Source organism: Sphingobacterium sp. JUb20, assembly GCF_004342035.1.
Lineage (GTDB): Bacteria > Bacteroidota > Bacteroidia > Sphingobacteriales > Sphingobacteriaceae > Sphingobacterium > Sphingobacterium anhuiense.
The window spans coordinates 246280-267271 of the sequence record NZ_SLYV01000009.1 but is presented as its reverse complement, the minus strand read 5'-3'; the positions used below and the strand labels follow the sequence as shown (position 1 = coordinate 267271).

Sequence of the window (20992 nt, the reverse complement as noted above, 5' to 3'; positions counted from 1 at the left end):
AAATTAACTCAAAAAAAAGAAAAGGTACGCAAAAGTACGTAATGTCTTCTGATAAAAATAAATAGAATGTACATATTCGATCCGATCGATTTGAGTTGGATGTTTTTAATCTTGATATCCACCAATATAAAAATAAAAAATGAACTCTTTTTTTTATTTTTGTTGCATATTCTGATGCTAAAATTGATATTAATACTGTATTTTTGGATATTGGTTGATGTTTGTAGGTAACAGGCCAATATGGAAATAATTCACCTTAAATTGAATGATTTGAACGAATTACAAATTACATTGGATGCTATCAATTTAGCGATACTTTGGGGCGCTCAGAATGAGCACTTTGACTACATAAAAAAACAGTATCCAAAATTGAGAATTGTAGCTAGGGGTAATGAGATGAAGGTATTGGGTGATGAAAAGCAACTTGAATCTTTCAAAAATTCCTTTGACGATGTTATCAACCATTTGGAAAAGTACAATAAACTTTCCTTAATGGATTTGGAAAACCTGATGCAGACAACTTCGGGATCTGCTGTACTGGAAGAAAAAATGCTTGCTGATAAAGCTGCAAGTGTCGGTTCCGAGCCTATTGTTTTTGGGCCTAATGGCATTATTGTGCGTGCACGTACACCGAATCAAAGAAAGATGGTGGATAGCATCACGAACAATGACATCCTTTTCGCTATAGGTCCTGCAGGTACAGGTAAAACCTACACCGCTGTTGCCTTAGCGGTCCGTGCATTACGCAACAAAGAAATCAAACGTATCATCTTAACACGACCGGCTGTTGAAGCTGGAGAAAATTTGGGCTTTCTTCCGGGAGATCTAAAAGAAAAAGTTGATCCTTACTTACGTCCTTTATACGATGCGCTTGATGATATGATTCCAGCAGAAAAACTTAAAGGATATCTCGAGAATAGAACCATTGAGGTCGCTCCGTTAGCTTTTATGCGTGGACGTACTTTAGATAATTGTTTTGTGATTTTGGATGAGGCACAGAATGCAACCGATATGCAATTGAAAATGTTTTTAACCCGAATGGGACCGACAGCAAAATTCATTGTTACAGGTGACGTGACACAGATCGATTTACCAAGAAAGAATCAGTCAGGACTAGCAACTGCTGTACGATTGCTGGATAATATTGAGGGTATTGATATTATACATTTAAACGGTTCAGATGTTGTGAGGCACAAATTAGTGAAACGCATTTTAGAGGCTTACGGAGATATTTAATAGTCAATAATAAATTTGAGATAGAGAGATACTATCCATTCATCAATATATGAACGCAATACAAGAAACAAATTTCAATTTCGAAAATCAAACCTCTTTTTACAGAGGTAAAGTACGTGATGTATATACCATTGCTCATGAATATTTAGCTATGGTGGCTTCAGATCGTATTTCGGCATTCGATGTGGTTTTACCAAGACCTATCCCGTATAAGGGACAGGTGTTGAATCAGATCGCTGCAAAATTTTTGAAAGCAACGGAAGATATTCTGCCAAACTGGGTAGTTTCTGTTCCGGACCCAAGTGTTACCATTGGTAAAATGTGTGAGCCTTTTAAAGTAGAAATGGTGATCCGTGGCTATTTATCTGGTCACGCTTGGAGAGAGTATAGTGCAGGAAAACGTTCGGTATGTGGCGAAGCGCTGCCAGAGGGATTGAAAGAAAATGATAAATTACCAGAACCTATTATTACTCCCACGACAAAAGCAGCAGTAGGTCACGATGAGGATATTTCAAGAGATGCTATTTTAGCAAGAGGGATCGTGAGTGAAGAAGATTATATCCAGTTGGAGAAATATACAAAAGCATTATTTCAACGAGGTACTGAAATCGCAGCCGAAAGAGGATTGATCTTGGTGGATACCAAATATGAATTTGGCAAAAAAGATGGTCAGATTATTTTGATTGATGAAATTCATACACCAGATTCTTCCCGTTATTTTTATGCGGAGGGTTATGCTGAACGTCAGGCGAGTGGTGAAGCACAAAAGCAATTGTCGAAAGAGTTTGTACGCAAATGGTTAATTGAAAACGGATTTCAAGGTAAAGATGGACAGCAGGTTCCGGAAATGACAGATGAAATAATAAAATCAATTTCTGAGCGATATATCGAACTTTATGAGCATATTGTAGGCGAGAAGTTTGTTTATCCAAATCAAGAAGATGTTTTGGAACGTGTAGAACGGAATGTGACTCAAGCTTTAAAACAACTAAAATATTAAGAGAAAGGATCTAAATTATGAAATATACGATTGATAAGCATGACCGCTATATTGTAATAGAACCGCTTTGTGATAGCTTAGATGCGGAAAAAGCGATTAAATTAAAAGGTGAGTTTTTGTTGAGAAACACGGTTGGTCAACGTAATATTATTTTAGATTTATCTAATGTGCGTAAAATAGACGAAAGCAGTATTCGCTTGGCACTATTGGCAAATCGTCTTTGTGATTCAAGTGGTGGGCTATTCATTCTAGCAAACTTGGACTCTGAAGTCCTTGAGGTATTGGAAATGTCTCACCTACAGACCAACTTTACGATCGTAAACTCTGTTAAAGATGCTGAAGACCGTGTTTTTGCACACGAAATTGAATTAGATTATAGAGGAGAGAAAGAAAAATAATATGCGATTTGAAGTTTTGATTTTAGGGAATAGTTCCGCAACGCCTATGTATGATAGGCATCCAACTAGTCAAGTCGTAAACTTCAATGAGCAATTGTTCTTAATTGATTGTGGAGAAGGTACACAAATGCAGCTTAGCCGTTATGGCATTAAAAGCAATAAAATAAATCATATTTTTATCAGTCATCTGCATGGAGATCATTACCTCGGTTTAGTTGGGTTATTGTCCTCCATGCACCTGATTGGGCGTAAAAGTGATTTACACCTTTATGGACCAAAGGGACTTGATGAAATATTGGCTGTTCAGTTTAAATATTCAGAGACATTACTTCGCTACGATCTTATTTTCCATGAAACTTCTGCCGAAGAACCACAGGTTATTTTTGAAAATAGAACCATTAAAGTAAGTACATTCCCTTTGACTCACCGAATTCCCTGTACGGGCTTTCGCTTTGACGAGGGACAGCGTTCACGCCACCTACTTGTAGAAGATATTGAGGAGGCCGGTATTCCTGTTGCTTATTATCAATTATTGAAAAACGGGGTGGACTATGTTCGTGAAGATGGGCAGGTATTCAGCGCATCAGACTATACTTTACCTGCACCATTATCCCGCAGTTATGTGTATTGTTCAGATACCATTCGTACAGCAAACTACTTACCCTATATTCAACATGCGACATTAATCTACCACGAATCTACTTTTCTCCATGAGATGGTCGATCGTGCAAAGGAAACTTTTCATACGACAGCCTTGGAGGCCGCAGAGATAGCAAAGGAAACGCATGCAGATAAATTATTATTAGGTCATTATTCTGCACGATATAAAGATTTACAGCCTTTATTACTTGAGGCGCAGTCTGTTTTCCCGAAAACGATGCTATCGCAAGAGGGAAAATGGTTTTCGGTATAATGTTATTTGTAAAATCTCCCTGTTATATTAAATTACGCCAAAAATTCTCAGAAGGGAGCAATAAAGTTATATTTGAGCAGCATGCGTCAATACCTATGAACTAACAATAAATAAGGCTAAATTTCTATTGATCTGTAATTATATTGTGGATGTAAGCAAATTTATCTAAGTTTACGATTTAAAATTTAATAATTTAATGGACACTCCATTCAACTTAACGAAACTTTTACGGGAAAATATTAAAAATCTCGTACCTTATTCTTCTGCTAGAGATGAATTCAAGGGGGAAGCATCTATCTTAATTGATGCCAATGAAAACGCTTTTGGTTCTCCTTTAGCGCATAACTATAACCGTTATCCAGATCCTCTGCAACATCAACTTAAGCATAAGCTAGCACATATTAAAGGAGTGCCTGCAGAGAATATGTTCTTAGGTAATGGAAGTGACGAAGCTATTGATATCTTATTTCGTGCATTTTGTCGTCCAGGTGTTGATAATGTAATTTTAGTCCCACCTACATACGGCATGTATGAGGTTTCAGCCAACATCAACGATGTTGCTTTTCGGAAGGTAAATTTAACAAAGGAGTATCAATTGGACTTAGAGGGCATTGAAAATGCTGTCGATGAGCATACTAAATTGATCTTCATTTGTTCACCGAATAATCCAACCGGTAATACGATAAATCGTCATGATATCGAAACCATTTTGAACAACTTTGATGGTCTGGTTGTGGTGGATGAAGCTTATATTAATTTTTCACAAACTAAATCCTTTACTCAGGAATTGGCCGAATACCAAAATTTAGTTGTTTTACAGACGCTTTCAAAAGCATGGGGCTTAGCAGCTTTACGTTTAGGGATGGCCTTTGCAAGTATCGAAATTATTTCGGTGTTCAATAAGATAAAACCACCGTATAACATTAACCAAGCGACACAGGATATTGTTCTGGAAGCATTAGATCAAGTTGATCAGGTTAATGGCTGGATCAAACAAACTGTGGTGGAACGTGAAAAGTTAGTGCAGGGATTGTACAAACTGGATATGGTCCAACACATTACTCCTTCTGACGCCAACTTTATTTTGGTAAAAATGAATGATCCAAGAGCAGTATATGCCTATTTGGTATCACACGGCATCATTGTACGTGACCGCTCGAAAGTTGAACTTTGTGAAGGCTGTCTTCGAATTACAATCGGTACACCAGAAGAGAATCGTATATTATTGGAAAAATTAACCACAATCAACATATAAAATAATGCCTAATCAGCTAAAACGTGTATTGTTTATCGACCGTGATGGTACTTTAATTTTGGAGCCTGAGGATCAACAAATTGATTCTTTTGCTAAACTTAAATTTTACCCAGGTGCATTGCAATACCTTCCACGCATCGCGAAAGAATTAGATTTCGACTTAGTATTAGTTTCTAACCAAGATGGTCTGGGTACAGATGTTCATCCAGAAGAAAACTTTTGGCCTGTCCATCAATTTATACTGGATACATTTGCGGCTGAAGGTGTAGTTTTTTCTAAAGAACATATCGACCGTACGTTTCCTCATGAAAATGCGACTACACGCAAGCCAGGTATTGGTATGCTATTGGATTATTTCGATCCTTCACAATATAATCTAGCACAGTCTTTTGTTATCGGAGATCGTGTCAATGATGTAAAGCTGGCTCAAAATCTAGGTGCTAAAGCTATTTGGCTACGTAATAATGATGACTTAGGGGCTTTGGAAAATGTGCAGATTGATGCAGAAACAATTGGTCTTGAAACAACCGACTGGAAGTCTATTTATGAATACCTGAAGTTAGGAACACGCACCGGTGAACATCATCGTAAAACGAATGAAACGGATATTTATATCAAATTGAATTTAGATGGTTCAGGAAAAGGTGATATTGAAACAGGTTTGCCATTTTTTGACCATATGCTGGATCAGATTGCCCGTCATGGTGCAATCGATTTGACAGTTAAAGCAAAGGGTGATTTACATATTGATGAACATCATACGATAGAAGATACTGGTATTGCGCTGGGAGAAGTATTCTTAAAGGTTTTGGGTGATAAACGTGGTATTGAACGTTATTCATATACATTACCTATGGATGATTGCTTAGCGCAGGTTGCTTTGGATTTTGGTGGGCGTAATTGGATTGTTTGGGAAGCTGATTTTAAGCGTGAGAAAATTGGTGATATGCCTACAGAGATGTTTTTCCACTTTTTCAAATCATTTTCGGATGCATCTAAGTCTAATTTAAATATCAAAGCTGAAGGTGACAATGAGCACCATAAGATCGAAGCAATATTTAAGGCCTTTGCCAAATCAATAAAGAAAGCTGTACGTCGTGATGCTGATAATATGGAGCTCCCGAGTACGAAAGGAGTTTTGTAATCGATAGATTAGAGATATTAGATTTGAGACGATAGATAATAGATTGGAGACCGTATATTGTTTCCTAATTTCTAAAAAAAAATAGAATATAAGAAAATCAGATATCTTCAATCTCATGTCTGATATTTATTATCTGACATCTAAAAAGACAAAAATGATAGGAATTATAAATTACGGAGCCGGTAATATATTTTCATTGACAGCAGCTTTAGATCGTGTTGGACTAGCCTATGGCATGGTCAACAAGGAAGAAGAGCTGGAACAATATGATCGTATTATCATTCCTGGAGTAGGGCATGCAGGTGCAGCGATGCAAAAACTGCGTGACTCAGGTTTAGCTTCATGTATCCATAACATTGATAAGCCTGTTCTGGGTATTTGTGTGGGCATGCAGTTGCTAACGGATTTCTCAGAAGAAGGAAATGCCTCTTTATTATCCATTATACCTTTGAAGACCTTACACTTTGATAAAAAAATCAAGGAAAAAGTTCCGCATATGGGTTGGAATAGTGTATCGATCAGAAATGACAATCCATTATTCAGCAATATAGAAGATAATGCTTATTTTTACTTTGTACATTCGTATTTCATTGAGTATGATGCGAAATACACGGCAGCAATGTGTGCTTATGGATTGCCATTTTCGGCCGCTATAGCAAAAGATAATTTTTATGGTGTGCAGTTTCATCCTGAAAAATCAGGAAAGGCTGGCGAGCAATTATTAGTGAATTTTTCAAAATTAAGTTAGAAAATAAAAAACAGTTTACAATGTATATTATACCCGCAATTGATGTATTAGATAAGAAAGTTGTTCGTCTAAGAGAAGGAAATTATGACGATGTTACTACTTATGAAATCAGTTTAGAAGAGCAGATTGAGAAGTATCATGCAAATGGTACAGAATTGGTACATATCATTGATTTAAATGGTGCAAAAGGTGATTTTAGTAATCAAGAATATTTATTTGATATCATTCAAAAAACAGAAATGAAAATTCAATACGGTGGCGGTGTTCGCAGTATTGAAAAAGTTAAAGAATTGGTTGATGCTGGTATTTACCGTGTTATTGTTGGTACACAGGCAATCACTAATCCATCATTTTTGGAAGAATTAAGTACCTTGAATGAGGGTAAAGTTAAATATGCCGATCATATCGTTATTGCAATTGATGTATTGGACGAGGTGATTAAATATTCAGGTTGGTTGGAATCTTCTCCAATCAAGTTAATTGCATATATCGACAAGTGTTTAGCTTTAGGTTTTTACCGTTTCTTATGTACGGATATCAGCAAAGATGGTAAATTAGGCGGTGCTGGTGTTGAATTATATAAAAAACTATTAGATCATTCTCCTATAATTAAATTAATCGGATCTGGTGGTATCAGTTCAATGGAAGACATCAGCAACTTAAAAGCATTGGGAAGAATGGAGTCTGTTGTTGTTGGTAAAGCGATCTATGAGAATAGAATTTCAATTGAAGAGATTAAAGATTGGAATTTGAAATCGTTAATTAACTTCTAAGGATGTTAGCAAAACGTATAATTCCTTGTCTTGATGTTAAAGATGGCCGCACAGTAAAGGGAGTTAATTTTGTTGATTTACGTGATGCTGGTGACCCAGTTGAATTGGCATGGCAGTATTCTGAACAGGGAGCTGATGAATTGGTCTTTTTAGATATTGCAGCCACGCATGAAGGGCGTAAAACAACTATTGACCTGGTTAAGGCTGTTGCGCGTCAGGTCAATATTCCATTTACAATCGGAGGTGGAATTAACGAAATGAAAGATGCTGAGATTTTGTTGAATGCTGGAGCAGATAAGATTTCGATCAACTCTGCTGCTGTTCGTAATCCACAATTGATCAATGATCTTGCCGCAGCGTTTGGTGCACAATTTGTTGTTGTTGCGATTGATACGCGTTTTCTAGATGGTCAAAACTTTGTCCACTTAAGTGGAGGCCGTATCAAGACTGATATCAAAACAGAGGATTGGGTACACGAGGCACAGGAAAGAGGGGCTGGCGAGATTTTACTGACATCTATGGACCATGATGGAACGAAGAATGGATTTGATAATGGATTATTGAAAAAAATCAATGATGCTATTACTATTCCGTTAATTGCATCCGGTGGTGCGGGTAATCAGCAACATTTTGTCGATGTATTTCAACAGGCAAATGTAGATGCCGCTTTGGCAGCATCAGTGTTTCACTATGGTGAAATCCTTATCCCAGAATTAAAGAATACTTTAAGGAGTAATGGCATTGTAGTACGTTAAATTTGCTTCCTATAGCAACTCTAATGACTTCATACCATGTACTCGATACTAATTAAAAGAAATGTTAGATTTTTCAAAAAGTGACGGACTTGTCCCTGTAATTGTACAAGACGACCAAACATTGGAAGTGTTAATGCTCGGTTATATGAACGAAGAAGCATGGCAAAAAACAGAAGCCGAGAAGCGTGTTACTTTTTTTTCAAGAAGTAAAAACCGCTTATGGACTAAGGGTGAAGAAAGTGGGAACTTTTTAGAGGTTGTTGGCTTACATATTGACTGCGATAAAGATACGGTATTAATTAAAGCGAGACCTGCAGGCCCTACTTGCCATACAGGTAGCCGCAGTTGTTTTAATACTGATTTTAATCAAAACTTCTTGCTGGAGCTAGAGCGAATCATCAAGCATCGCTATGAATTTCCTTCCGATGAATCATATGTTAATCGTTTGCGTTCAAAAGGAATCAATAAGATTGCTCAAAAAGTAGGTGAAGAAGCCGTAGAAACTGTTATCGCTGCATTGACAGAAACAGAGCATGATTTTATTAATGAAACTTCTGATCTATTGTTTCACCTTCTCGTATTATTACGCGAAAAAGGAATTTCATTAGAGACAATTGCTAAGAATCTCGAAGGTAGACATCAATAGTATTGTTCTACGTTATTAAGATGTATAAAATTTGTAAAAAAGGCACCTATGGGTGCCTTTTAAGATTTGTAATACGCTGTAAATTTACTGATATAGCTTCTAGTTGATGTAAATTTAGCTAAGTTTGTATAGGGTAATATGAATATGGATACATTAGAAATGGAATTAGCAGCAACATTAACAGGACATCAAAATCCTATCTTCGCTTTAGAGAGAGGATATTTTACCAATACTTTCTTTTCTGGAGGAAATGATAAAGGTGTAGTGGAATGGGATTTGCAAACGAAGTCATTCAAGCGCATTCTTTGTGCGGTAAGTGCTTCAATTTATGCCTTACATCTTATCCCTAATACCTCTTTTTTGGCGATTGCACTTCGTGAGGGTAAGGTTATGATTGTTGATGTTGAAAATCAAAAATTAATAGCGAGCATTCAAGTTTCTAAGAAAGCAATTTTTGCCCTTCAGAGTATTCCGACCAAGAATGAGCTTGTTGTCGTAGGGGAGGACGGTATTGCTAGTGTATGGTGTTTGACAGATTACAAGAAGATATATGAATTTGCTATTTCCTCAAACACAATCCGTACGATTGCGCTTTCTCATGATCAAAAGAAAATCGCATTTGGAGATAAGAACGGGGATATATTTTTGTTCTCTGCAGAAGATTTTCATTTTTTATTAGCGAACCAGAAACATACCATGCCGATTACGAGTCTGATCTTCTCTCGTAGCGGACTTGAGCTCTTGAGTGGAGCTAGAGATGCTGCATTGAAAATATCTGACGTAGCAACGTTAAAAGAGCAGCATGGGTTTGTTCCGCATATGTTTACCGTATATGGCATTTATCCACATCCCAGTTATCCTGTATTTGCTACGGTTAGCCGGGACAAATCTTTCAAAATTTGGGATGAGGAAACCTATGCTTTACGCAAAACAGTCAGTCGTGATAAATTTTATGACTCGCATACTTTATCGATCAACACTGGACTTTGGACTACTTCTGGGAAATACTTTCTCACTGCAGGTGATGATAAATTAATCAAAGTCTGGGAGATGAAATTGTCTTAGGTAGTCTTAAGAAAGCAAAGCTACTATTTCAGTTAAATACTGCTCATCTACAGCATCGAAATCATTGAGTTCGCTACTATCTACATCTAGAATACCGATGATGTTGTTGCCCTTGTAAACAGGGATAACAATTTCTGATTTTGAAAGTGAGCTGCAAGCGATATGCCCAGGAAATTCATCTACATTGGGTACGATAATTGTTCTGTTTTCTTTCCAAGAAGTTCCGCAAACGCCACGACCATATTGGATCCGTGTGCAGGCTACAGGTCCCTGAAAAGGTGCAAGTACAAGTTGCTCACCTTCAATTAAGTAAAAACCTACCCAGAAAAAATTGAACTGTTCTTTCAATGCTGCAGCAATATTTGCCAGGTTAGCGATTTGATTCGTTTCACCGGTGATCAAGCCTTTTATTTGAGGAAGAAGAGCAATATATTGTTCTTCCTTTGTTCCTTTTTTAATTGTTAAATCTTCTGCCATAAAAAAAGCGCTATTATGCTGTTCAAAGTTAACAGAATAATAGCGCTTGTTAAAAATAAATAATCTTTCTTTACAACTTTTTCAAAGCTAATTTGATCATTCCTTCGACGGTCAGATTTGGATCCGTTTGGATGACAGTATTTAAAACTTTTTCTGAGGTAGCTTTATTGAATCCTAACATGACCAAAGCAGATAATGCTTCGTCTGGTACAGATTGTGCCATTGGAATCGTTGATAAGGATTCTACACCTTGTTTTTTTAGCTTATCCTGCAATTCTAAAATCAAACGTTGCGCTGTTTTAGGACCAATACCTTTTATTTGCTGAATCAGTGTAACCTGACCATTTACAATAGCAGATTGTATTTCTTCCGGTGTATTGGATGAAAGGATCATACGCCCTGTATTTGGACCAATACCTGATACTGAAATCAGATTTTCAAATAGTTTTTTTTCACCTTCTGTTGCAAATCCGTACAAGGTATGCGCATCCTCCCTAACCTGAAAAGAAATGAATAGCTTACATTGCTCCTGGTCTTTAATCAAGGAAAAAGTATTGAGGGAAATATGGATATAATAGCCAATCCCACCCACGTCGAGAACAACATGGGTAGGTGCTTTATGTGCTAATTTCCCGTTAAAATATGCATACATAGCGATACGGAATTAATTACCTTGTTTTTCGTGAGATTGTACATCGACAACAGCGATCGTTACCATATTCACGATTTCGCGAACTGAACTATCCAATTGTAATACGTGAACTGGTTTGTTCATACCTAATAAGATTGGACCAACTGCCTCGGCGTTGCCTACTTCCTGTAATAATTTGTATGCAATATTTCCAGATTCCAAATTCGGGAATACCAACGTATTTGCTGGTTGTCCTTTCAATGTACTGAATGGAAAGTTTGCTTCTAATAGCTCACTGTTTAATGCGAAGTTTGCCTGTAAATCACCGTCTGCAACAATTTCAGGATGCTCCTTGTGTACGATTTTAATTGCCTCACGTACTTTTGTAGGTGTGTTACCTTCGTTAGAACCGAAATTAGAATAAGAAAGTAATGCAATACGAGGGCTTACATTCATTTTTCTAACTGCTTTATCTAACAATACGGTGATGTCTGCCAACTCTTTTGCTGAAGGCTCTTTGTTAACAGTGGTATCTCCTAAGAAGATAGGACCTTTTTTTGTTAACATCATATACATACCTGCAATACGGCTACCTTCTTTTGCTCCAATAACATGGATTGCTGGCTTGATCGTATTTGCATAGTTTTTTGTTAATCCAGAAATTAAGGTATCTGCATCGCCAAACTGTACCATGCTTGCTCCGAAGTAGTTGCGGTCAATTAAAAGCTTTTTAGCATCTAATTTTGAAAGACCGCGACGCTGTCTTTTCACAAACAAATGTTCAACATATTGGTTGACACGCTCTGTTTCCATTTCTTCAAATGGATCAATGATCTGTACGCCTGCTAATTCAAAACCGTACTCATTAATTAATGCATTGATTTTTCCTTTTTTGCCTAACAAAATAGGAACTGCAATACCTTCTTCTTTTACGATCTGTGCCGCACGAAGTGTTTTGTAGTTATCTGCTTCAGCAAAGACAACACGTTTAGGATTACGTTTTGCTGCCATTGTCAAGTTGCGCATAATAGCATCATCTTGACCTAATCTTTTACGAAGAGTTTCTCTGTATTTATCCCAATCTTCGATTGTATGTTTGGCAACTCCTGATTCAATCGCTGCTTTTGCTACTGCTACCGAAACTTCAGTGATCAAACGTGGATCATTAGGTTTTGGGATGATATAATCAGCTGAGAATTTTAGATTATTGGTGTTATATGCCAAGTTTACTTCTTCTGGAACTGGTTGTTTAGCTAGGTCAGCAATTGCTTTTGTAGCCGCCACTTTCATCTCTTCGTTAATCGCTGTAGCACGTACGTCTAATGCACCACGGAAGATGTAAGGAAAACCTAACACATTGTTAACTTGGTTTGGATAATCTGAACGTCCTGTACCCATAATGACATCGTTACGTGTCGCAATTGCTAGGTCGTAAGCGATCTCCGGGTTAGGATTTGCCATTGCTAATACAATTGGCTGGTTAGCCATTGTCAATAACATTTCTGGAGTCAACACATCTGCGGCAGAAAGTCCGATGAAAACATCAGATCCGTTTACCGCATCAGCAAGCGTATGGATATCACGGTCAGTAGCGTAAGTCGCTTTCATTGCATCTAACGTTTCACGGTCACGACGGATGACACCTTTACTGTCTAACATAACAATATTTTCTTTTCTTGCACCAGCAGATACATACATACCTGTACAAGAAATAGCGGCAGCACCTGCGCCGTTTACGACGATTTTAACATCCACGATCTTTTTTCCGATCAATTCGCACGCATTGATCAAAGCAGCACAAGAAATAATTGCTGTACCATGCTGATCATCATGCATAACCGGAATATTCATTTCCGCTTTTAGGCGTCTTTCGATCTCAAAACATTCTGGAGCTTTAATATCTTCCAGGTTGATACCGCCAAACGTAGGTTCCATTGCTTTTACGATATTGACAAACTCATCTACATTTTTAGTATCAAGTTCAATATCAAAAACATCGATATCAGCGAAGATTTTAAATAATAAACCTTTACCTTCCATAACTGGCTTACCGGCTACAGCACCGATATCTCCAAGACCTAAAACGGCCGTACCATTACTAATAACTGCAACTAAATTACCTTTTGCAGTATATTTGTAAGCATCTTCATTATTTGCAGCGATAGCTAAACAAGGCTCAGCAACCCCTGGCGAATAAGCTAGCGATAAGTCTCTTTGAGAATTTGTTGGCTTGGTTGGCACAACAGCTATTTTACCAGGTCTACCCATTGAGTGGTAGTCTAATGCCGCTTGTTTACGATTTACATTACTCATTTTAATTCTTTTATATAGTGCTAGTTTGTTAAACTAAGGTTACAAATGTATCATTCTTTTTTTGAGAAAGAAATGATAAATAGTCAAAAATTTATTCTGAAGTGTCAATTTATTTTAAGGCATCAAGAAGTGTGAACATTCGTTTGCGCATTGCGCTAGTCGATCCCGTGTAATTATTCACTAACAAGGTGAAGGTAAATTTCTCTCCTGTGCTATTATTTTGGATACCGGTATAGCCCAAAGCACCTCCAATTGTACCGCTTTTCATCTTCATATTATTGTATTCGGGGAGACTTTTATAGAATTCGGGAAACCAGGATTGTGATTGTGCATATTGCATAATTTTGGTCATGGCAGCGGTTGTCACTCTATTTTGTGGAGAAAGACCAGATCCATCCTGATTGTTGAGTTCACTGCTATTGATCTGCAATTTATTTTCCCAATATTTTTGAATAAAGGATGCTCCCTCAATCGTTTCAGTCTTTTGTGCCGTTTGGTATGCAATTGCTTTCAATAATGCTTCACCGTATAAGTTGATACTTTTTTGGTTAAACCAGTAGATAATCGCAGCAAGATCAGGTGATTCATGGGTGTCCAGAATATGCCTTGAGATTTCTGCTGTTGAAATCGCTTTACTATTACTCGGTAATTCAGCGGTTTTAATGCCGACATTCTTAAGTGCCTTTGTTAATTGAAAGGCAACATCATAAGCTGGATCCGGCACGGAGATTTCAATTGTTTTTTTAAGATCTGAACCATACGTGCCCCGGATGTAAATGTTTGTAGCATATGGACCTGAATAGGCGTATACATTGTCTCCTGAGCCGTTTTTTCCGGTAGTAACTTCGTTCGTGATTTTTACATAGGAAAGATCCGCAGTAAGCTTTTGTATTGTTGCTGGTTTTCCAAGCGCATCGTTAGGTGTGAAAACTACCCCTACGGCATTTTCCCGCCAATTCAGCGATGATACGCCCGCACCGTAATAATTTCCAATGTCGGACCAGATCCAGCCTCCAGGAACTTTATATCCTTGGTAGCGACTGTCATCCCCGATGATACGGCCTTTTATTTCCTTAATACCAGCATTCTGGATTGCATAGATCCATTTGTTGAGTATCTGTTCTTCACTGGTTTCGGGGTAACGGTTACTTCCCAACGTGGGATCTCCACTACCTTCAATAATAATATCTCCATGGAGCACGCCGTCGGCCTGAATAGTTCCGGTATATGATAGATTGGTTTTAAATTTAAAATCCTTGCCTAGAATATCAAATGCTGTGCTCGCGGTGATAATCTTCATCGTAGAAGCCGTTGCTAATCCTATCTCTTGATTATGCTGAAAAATGGGTGTTCCTGTGCTTGCATCAAATACGGATAGCGATGCTGTACCATTTTTTAACGAAGGGTCTTTTTCAAATTGACGATAAGCTTCTTCAATTTTGGTTTTTGTTGCTGACTGTGAAAAAGTAGGAATACTGTATAACGGGGATAAGCAGATACTGAGAAGGGTAAGGGATATACTGGTTTTCATTAATATTAAATCTTTCTGTTTTCATAAAGATACTATTGTTTGATCAAAAGTGTTTAATATGAAAGTCAAAAGTTAGCCTTCAATGCTAGTGTTAAGATCTTTTTTTAGATATGAAAAATGACTGTACCAAATAAGAAAACTTAGCAATGCTTTTTGTTGAAGGAATTGTTTAACTGCTACTTGGTAAACCGGTCACAAATTTTTAAGATTGTCAACCTTTTTCATTTTTTATCAGAGATTGCATCTTTAATACAGTGATCTAAACAATGTTTTTTTAGAGAAGGCCTGTCCTGAATTTTTATTGCGATTTTTTTTCAATCGCTGTAATTTTTTGTAACTGTTGTTTACTAATTGTATAATTAAACAGTTTTAAAATGAGAACGAAAGAAAAACAGCAAATCAAAAGCAGTATTTTAATAACTGCAGGAATGGTATTTTTGTTAATTAGCCTAAATGAATTTCCTAGTTATATCAAATATCCGTCGTCGATGATAGCGATAGCAGCATTTCTTTTTCGGATGTATTGTTTTGCAAAAGATGCCATAGGTCAGTTATCTTCTGCTAAAAAGAGTGATATCAATTAACATAATGACAGAGAAATCCTATCTACAAAAAATTGAGGAGCACAAAGGTATAATCCTAAAAGTGGTCAATCTCTATGCCGATGATTTGGAAGATAGAAAAGACTTATATCAGGAAATTGTGCTACAAAGCTGGAGTGCCTATCCTAGATTTGTAGGGAGCTCTAAGTTTTCTACCTGGCTCTACAGAATCAGTCTAAACGTATCTCTTACCTTCCTTAATAAGCGAAAGAAAGTAGCAAAAATAAAGGAAAGTACGATTACGGAATCTTACATTGAACCAGCTGAATTATCTGAAAGAGCAGATTTTCTGTACCGTGCTATTAAACAACTCCCTGAAATAGACAGAAGTATCATTATGCTTCATCTTGATGATTTTGACAATAGCGAAATAAGTGAAATCATCGGTATATCTAAGGGAAACACAAATGTTAAATTACATCGTATTAAACAACAATTAATAACTATTTTAAACCGAAAATAAAATGGATCTACAGCAGGAATGGCGAAATATGTCAACAGAGATGATGACTACCCCACAAAGTGAAGAAATCTCAAAGTTTACCATTACAGGTGAATCGCAAGATATCTTGCAAGATTTGCTTTTTAAACTAAAATGGAAATTCCGTTGGATAAGAATTATTGACCTTCCTATTTTAGCTTTTGCTCTGTTTTCAGAACGAGATTTAAAAATATTATTGATAGGAGTTGTTATTTTATATGAAATATTCAGATGGTTTGGATTGAAAGAATTTAAGAAAATAAAAACCAGTGTAGATTATAGCTCCAGTACAAAGCAAGTATTGGAAAATAATTTAAAAGCGATCTCCAAAATCCTTTTTCTAGAGAATATTTGGGGTTACATTACAGCGCCAATTGCGGCGCCGATTGGCTTTTTATGCTATAAATTGACCGTACATAAAAGCTTTTCTAGTGTTTTTGAACTTCCCAATATGTTTCTCTATATAATACTTTTGATTCCGTTAGGGATTTTGATCATCATTTTAGGAAATTTAATGAACAGAAGTATTTTTAAGGAGCAAATAGAAGATCTGAGACAGAAAATCAAAGAGATCTCCTAATTCGTACCGATGTTATATTTTTTGAATTAAATGCTTTCTGACACACCTACCCAAATATACTTAAAATGGGCAGTTACAATATACAGCATGGTTGAGATATGAGCTCAGATATTGATTTCTATTATTAAAACATAATCAGTAAAATAGCATAATTTCAATTTTTTTTGTGGAAATGATAAGCCTAAATCTGGCATGTATACTCGTTTACTTCTTGAAATTTTATAACTTGCATGATCAAATGAAAGAAACAATGACGCATTCAGAAAAATTGACGGCAATTAGAAGTCTGATGAAAGAGCAAGGTGTTGATGGTTATATCATTCCTTCTTCTGATCCGCATATAAGTGAATATTTACCAGATCGTTATAAGTGTATCGCTTGGACATCAGGGTTTACAGGTTCAGCAGGTACTTTAGTTATTACACAGGATTTCGCAGGTCTGTGGACAGACACCCGTTATTTTGTTCAGGCAAATGAACAGCTGGCAGGGAGCGGTTTCGAACTTGTAAAATTAAAAGTTCAAGGGAATGCGGAGTACGCAGATTGGTTAGGTGAGCATTTAACAAAAGGTGCCAAAGTTGCTTTTGATGGTAATTTAGCTTCTTTGTTAGTTGCACAATCTGTTCAGCAAATCTTGAAACCTCTTGATATTGTAGTTGACGGTCATGTGGATCTATTGTCTCCATTGTGGGAGGGTAGGCCGGCTTTGCCTTTAGCAAAAGCATATTTATTGGCCGATACGACAACAGGTCAATCAACAAAATCTAAATTGGCGGCTGTGCGCACTGTATTGGCCAAAAATAGAGCACAGGCACATCTGGTTTCTTCTTTAGATGATTTGGCTTGGTTGCTTAATATCCGCGGACGTGACGTACCATGTAATCCTGTTGTTTTGGGATTCGTTTATGTAACAGCAGATGAAGCTATTTTATATATTGAAACAGCTAAATTGGATTCGGAAACGGTTATCAGTTTAGAAGCTTCCGGTGTAACTGTTAAGCCTTATGAGGAAGTGTATGCACAAGTGAGCAATCTAGCTGTAGAATCTATTTTGATTGATCCAAAAAGAACTTGTTTTGCTATTTATGATTCTATTCCCTCTGGCGTAAAAATCATTGAGAAAATCAATCCTTCAGCTTCTCTGAAAGCAATTAAAAATGAAGTAGAGATTGGACATACGCGCGAAACAATGATCAATGATGGTGTTGCGATGACTAAATTCTTTAAATGGCTGGAATCGGCAGTACCTGCCGGTGGTGAGTCTGAGATTTCTATAGCCGCAAGATTACAAGAGTTTCGAGAGGAGCAACCTGGTTTTAATGATATTAGTTTTGGTACCATTGCCGGCTATTTAGACCACGGTGCATTGCCACATTATTCCGCTAGTAAAGAAAGCAATTACGATTTAAAAACGTCAGGACTGTTATTGGTCGATTCGGGAGGTCAATATCAGACAGGAACAACAGATATTACGCGTGTGGTTTCGTTGGGAAATATTACGCAGGAAGAGAAGGAAGATTATACAACTGTATTGAAGGGTACGATAGAAGGTAGCCAGACTATTTATCCGCAAGGATCTAAAGGTTATCAGATTGATGCGATTACACGTCGTCCGATTTGGGCTACATTACGTAATTATGGACATGGTACTGGTCATGGTGTTGGTTTCTTTTTGAATGTACACGAAGGTCCGCAGACGTTTAATGCCGCAAATATTGATGTTGCAATTGAAGCGGGAATGATCAGTTCGATTGAACCGGGTTTATACCGTGAGGGAAAACATGGTATCCGCATTGAAAATCTTGTCTTATCAAAACATGCCGGTTCTTCCATATTCGGAGAGTTTATGGATTTTGAAACATTGACAATCTGCTATATTGCAACAGATCTAGTTGATAAAACCTTACTGGATCAGCAACATATAAACTGGTTGAATCAGTATAACCAATGGGTTTATGATAAACTGGAAGGCAGATTGAATGATGATGAAAAGGCTTGGTTGAAAACCAAAACGCAAGCAATTTAAGATTATTTAAAATGTAATATAATAGGAAAAGGAGATCATATGATCTCCTTTTTTAGTTTAATGTAACGGGCATGCTATAACGTTTTAATTTTTTAAAATTAATGCTACTTTTGTTGAAAGACCAAATCACTATCATGCGTAAAATCCTATTTTTAAGTTTTATTTTTTTCTATTCTTCTGTCTTATTCGCACAGAAGAACCTGATACCGATGCCTCAGCATTTGGAGATATCAAAGCAAGGTTCCTTTCCTTTAAAAGGAAATCTAACCGTTGGAGCAGGGGCATTTGAGACCCAAGCAAAATATTTGGCTAATCAATTAGAAAGCTTATTACAGACGAAAGTTACTCTTAAAAAATCGGGACCAATCCGATTTCAGAAAATTAACAATACTGCGGTAGAAAAGCATGATTATTATGAATTAAAGATAGATCCTAGTGGTGTCTTCATAGCTGCTTCTACAGAAAGTGCCGCTTTTTATGCTGTTCAAACTTTGTTGCAGCTTGTGGAGGAAAACCAAGCTAGTGGAAGTATTCCTGCTTTGGAAATTAAAGATTATGCGAAGTTCACTTATCGTGGTGCACATCTTGACGTCAGCAGACATTTTTTTACTGCCGATGAAGTGAAATTATTTTTAGATTATTTATCGCGTTATAAAATGAATAAGTTTCACTGGCATCTTACAGATGACCAAGGATGGCGTATTGAAATCAAAAGTCATCCGAAACTTACCGCTATCGGAGCATACCGTGCAGTGACAGATGATGTGAAAGATTCTAAATTAACTAAAGATGGCCGTTACGGCGGATTTTATACACAGGAACAGATTAAAGATGTTGTTGCCTATGCAAATAAACTGCAGATTGAAATAATCCCTGAAATTGAAATGCCAGGTCATGCTCAAGCTGCATTGGCTGCATATCCTGAACTTTCTTGCACAGGAGGTCCTTTTCAGGTAGGTACAACCTGGGGTGTTATGGATGATATCTATTGTCCTAAGGAAGAAACTTTTGCTTTATTGGAAGATGTGATCGATGAAGTTGTTACACTTTTTCCAAGTCATTATATTCATATCGGTGGCGACGAGGCCCCTAAAACAAGATGGAAAACCTGTGCACATTGCCAGGAAATGATTAAAAAAGAAGGATTAAAAGATGAGTTCGAGTTGCAATCTTATTTCATCAAACGGATGGAAAAATACATTAATGCAAAGGGTAAAGATATTATCGGCTGGGACGAGATTTTAGAAGGCGGTTTGGCTCCAAATGCCACAGTTATGAGCTGGACAGGTATTGAAGGTGGTATTCACGCGGCAAAGGCAGGACACGATGCCATCATGACTCCCGTAAGTCATATGTATTTGGATTATTATCAGGGGAATCCGCAATCTGAACCTTTGGCTTTTAATGCTGAACTTCGCTTGGATAAAGTGTATAGCTTCAACCCGATACCCAAGGAGTTGAATGAGCAAGAAGCAAAGCATATCTTGGGACCACAGGCCAATATGTGGACGGAGTATATTACAAATTTTAAACATGTTGAATATATGTTGTTTCCTCGATTGTTGGCTTTGTCTGAAGTGGCATGGGGAACATCAAAACCGGAAGCGTATAAATCTTTCGAAAACAGGGTGATTCATGAGTTTGCTTATCTGGACAGAAAAAAGATCAATTATAGTAAAGCTATTTTTGAATTGAATGGTAATATCGTTTCCAGAGACGGAAAGATGTATTATGAATTGTCAACAATCAAAAATGACAATACGATTCGCTATACTACAGATGGAACAGCACCGACTGTTCAAAGTGCCGTTTATAAGGAGCCTGTTGTAGTGGATAGAACAATGACCATCAATGCCGCAAATTTTAGTGCTGCACGTATGGTCGGTTCAGTATTGAAGCAGGATTTTGTAATTAGTAAATCTACAGGGAAATCTATTCAATTGCTATATGAGCCAAATGAAGCATATCAAGCGAACGGTACAGCAACACTGGTGGATGGTGTTTATGGCAATAAACAGTATTTTAAGAAAAACTGGTTAGGATTCAATGGTAAAGATTTAGTGGCTACGATTGATATGGCTGAGCCAGTTTCATTTTCAAATGTGGAACTGAATGTCGTTGATCAAAATGCGAGCTGGATATACTATCCGCAAGCGGTTAAAGTTTATGTTTCCCAGGATAATCAAAATTTCACCTTAGTACAAGAGGTGGGAAAAGAAGTGATCGCTAAATCTAAAGGAACCATCAAATTATCATTTGAAAAGCAGCATGCTAAGTTTGTTAAAGTTGAAGTGCAACATCTGAATAAGATTCCTGCAGGATCTGGTGGTGCGGGTTCTCCGGCTTGGTTATTTGTGGATGAGCTGTCGGTATATTAGTATATAGCATACCCAATTTGCGATAATAAAGCGCTACTTA

Annotated in this window: 20 protein-coding genes; 16 read left to right on the top strand and 4 right to left on the bottom strand. The window is 37.1% G+C overall.

Annotated elements, in window-relative coordinates; genetic code table 11:
* Positions 1-270 precede the first annotated feature (270 nt).
* The 11 genes from EDF66_RS16675 (at position 271) to EDF66_RS16625 (ending at position 9933) form a co-directional block, all read left to right on the top strand.
* A complete protein-coding gene (locus EDF66_RS16675; RefSeq protein WP_132772558.1) occupies positions 271-1236 on the top strand; it encodes a PhoH family protein in 966 nt (321 codons plus the stop codon).
* Between the two features lie 49 nt (positions 1237-1285).
* Positions 1286-2236, top strand: a complete 951-nt coding sequence (locus tag EDF66_RS16670; RefSeq protein WP_132772478.1) for a phosphoribosylaminoimidazolesuccinocarboxamide synthase — start codon at positions 1286-1288, stop codon at positions 2234-2236.
* Positions 2237-2253: 17 nt separating this feature from the next.
* Entirely contained in the window at positions 2254-2634 is a 381-nt protein-coding gene (locus tag EDF66_RS16665) for an STAS domain-containing protein (protein WP_132772477.1), read from the top strand.
* A 1-nt stretch (position 2635) separates the two neighbouring features.
* A complete protein-coding gene (locus EDF66_RS16660) occupies positions 2636-3547 on the top strand; it encodes a ribonuclease Z (protein WP_132772475.1) in 912 nt (303 codons plus the stop codon).
* A gap of 196 nt (positions 3548-3743) precedes the next feature.
* Entirely contained in the window at positions 3744-4802 is a 1059-nt protein-coding gene (gene hisC, locus EDF66_RS16655) for a histidinol-phosphate transaminase (RefSeq protein ID WP_132772473.1), read from the top strand.
* 4 nt (positions 4803-4806) lie between these two features.
* Positions 4807-5946, top strand: coding sequence for a bifunctional histidinol-phosphatase/imidazoleglycerol-phosphate dehydratase HisB (gene hisB, locus EDF66_RS16650; protein ID WP_132843860.1), 1140 nt, complete (start codon positions 4807-4809; stop codon positions 5944-5946).
* Positions 5947-6100: 154 nt separating this feature from the next.
* A complete protein-coding gene (gene hisH / locus EDF66_RS16645; RefSeq protein WP_132843858.1) occupies positions 6101-6694 on the top strand; it encodes an imidazole glycerol phosphate synthase subunit HisH in 594 nt (197 codons plus the stop codon).
* Between the two features lie 20 nt (positions 6695-6714).
* Positions 6715-7467, top strand: a complete 753-nt coding sequence (locus EDF66_RS16640) for a HisA/HisF-related TIM barrel protein (RefSeq protein ID WP_132843857.1) — start codon at positions 6715-6717, stop codon at positions 7465-7467.
* 2 nt (positions 7468-7469) lie between these two features.
* On the top strand, positions 7470-8222 hold the full coding sequence (hisF, locus tag EDF66_RS16635; RefSeq protein ID WP_132843855.1) for an imidazole glycerol phosphate synthase subunit HisF: 753 nt from the start codon (positions 7470-7472) through the stop codon (positions 8220-8222).
* Between the two features lie 61 nt (positions 8223-8283).
* Positions 8284-8868: a bifunctional phosphoribosyl-AMP cyclohydrolase/phosphoribosyl-ATP diphosphatase HisIE gene (gene hisIE / locus EDF66_RS16630; RefSeq protein ID WP_132843854.1), complete on the top strand. Its 585-nt coding sequence runs from the start codon at positions 8284-8286 to the stop codon at positions 8866-8868.
* A gap of 144 nt (positions 8869-9012) precedes the next feature.
* The gene (locus EDF66_RS16625) at positions 9013-9933 is read left to right on the top strand and encodes a WD40 repeat domain-containing protein (protein WP_132843852.1); all 921 of its coding nucleotides are present in this window, start codon (positions 9013-9015) and stop codon (positions 9931-9933) included.
* A gap of 6 nt (positions 9934-9939) precedes the next feature.
* Here EDF66_RS16625 and EDF66_RS16620 read toward each other — a convergent pair whose 3' ends face one another.
* The 4 genes from EDF66_RS16620 to dacB form a co-directional block, all read right to left on the bottom strand.
* Complete coding sequence (locus tag EDF66_RS16620; protein ID WP_132843851.1) at positions 9940-10410, bottom strand: GAF domain-containing protein; 471 nt, start codon at positions 10408-10410, stop codon at positions 9940-9942.
* 70 nt (positions 10411-10480) lie between these two features.
* Complete coding sequence (ruvA, locus tag EDF66_RS16615; RefSeq protein WP_021189326.1) at positions 10481-11062, bottom strand: Holliday junction branch migration protein RuvA; 582 nt, start codon at positions 11060-11062, stop codon at positions 10481-10483.
* A 12-nt stretch (positions 11063-11074) separates the two neighbouring features.
* The gene (locus EDF66_RS16610) at positions 11075-13354 is read right to left on the bottom strand and encodes an NADP-dependent malic enzyme (RefSeq protein WP_132843849.1); all 2280 of its coding nucleotides are present in this window, start codon (positions 13352-13354) and stop codon (positions 11075-11077) included.
* Positions 13355-13463: 109 nt separating this feature from the next.
* Positions 13464-14885 carry a D-alanyl-D-alanine carboxypeptidase/D-alanyl-D-alanine-endopeptidase gene (gene dacB, locus EDF66_RS16605; protein ID WP_132843847.1) on the bottom strand — a complete coding sequence of 474 codons (1422 nt, stop codon included), beginning with the start codon at positions 14883-14885 and terminating at the stop codon, positions 13464-13466.
* 374 nt (positions 14886-15259) lie between these two features.
* Between dacB and EDF66_RS16600 the strand changes: the two genes are divergently transcribed.
* The 5 genes from EDF66_RS16600 (at position 15260) to EDF66_RS16580 (ending at position 20952) form a co-directional block, all read left to right on the top strand.
* Entirely contained in the window at positions 15260-15469 is a 210-nt protein-coding gene (locus EDF66_RS16600; RefSeq protein ID WP_132843845.1) for a hypothetical protein, read from the top strand.
* 4 nt (positions 15470-15473) lie between these two features.
* Positions 15474-15950, top strand: a complete 477-nt coding sequence (locus EDF66_RS16595) for an RNA polymerase sigma factor (protein WP_132843843.1) — start codon at positions 15474-15476, stop codon at positions 15948-15950.
* A gap of 1 nt (position 15951) precedes the next feature.
* Positions 15952-16548, top strand: a complete 597-nt coding sequence (locus tag EDF66_RS16590) for a hypothetical protein (protein ID WP_132843842.1) — start codon at positions 15952-15954, stop codon at positions 16546-16548.
* A 250-nt stretch (positions 16549-16798) separates the two neighbouring features.
* Positions 16799-18574, top strand: coding sequence for an aminopeptidase P family protein (locus EDF66_RS16585; RefSeq protein ID WP_132843911.1), 1776 nt, complete (start codon positions 16799-16801; stop codon positions 18572-18574).
* Positions 18575-18708: 134 nt separating this feature from the next.
* Positions 18709-20952 (top strand): glycoside hydrolase family 20 protein, encoded by a 2244-nt coding sequence (locus EDF66_RS16580; RefSeq protein ID WP_132843840.1) that lies wholly within the window; start codon positions 18709-18711, stop codon positions 20950-20952.
* Positions 20953-20992: the final 40 nt, after the last annotated feature.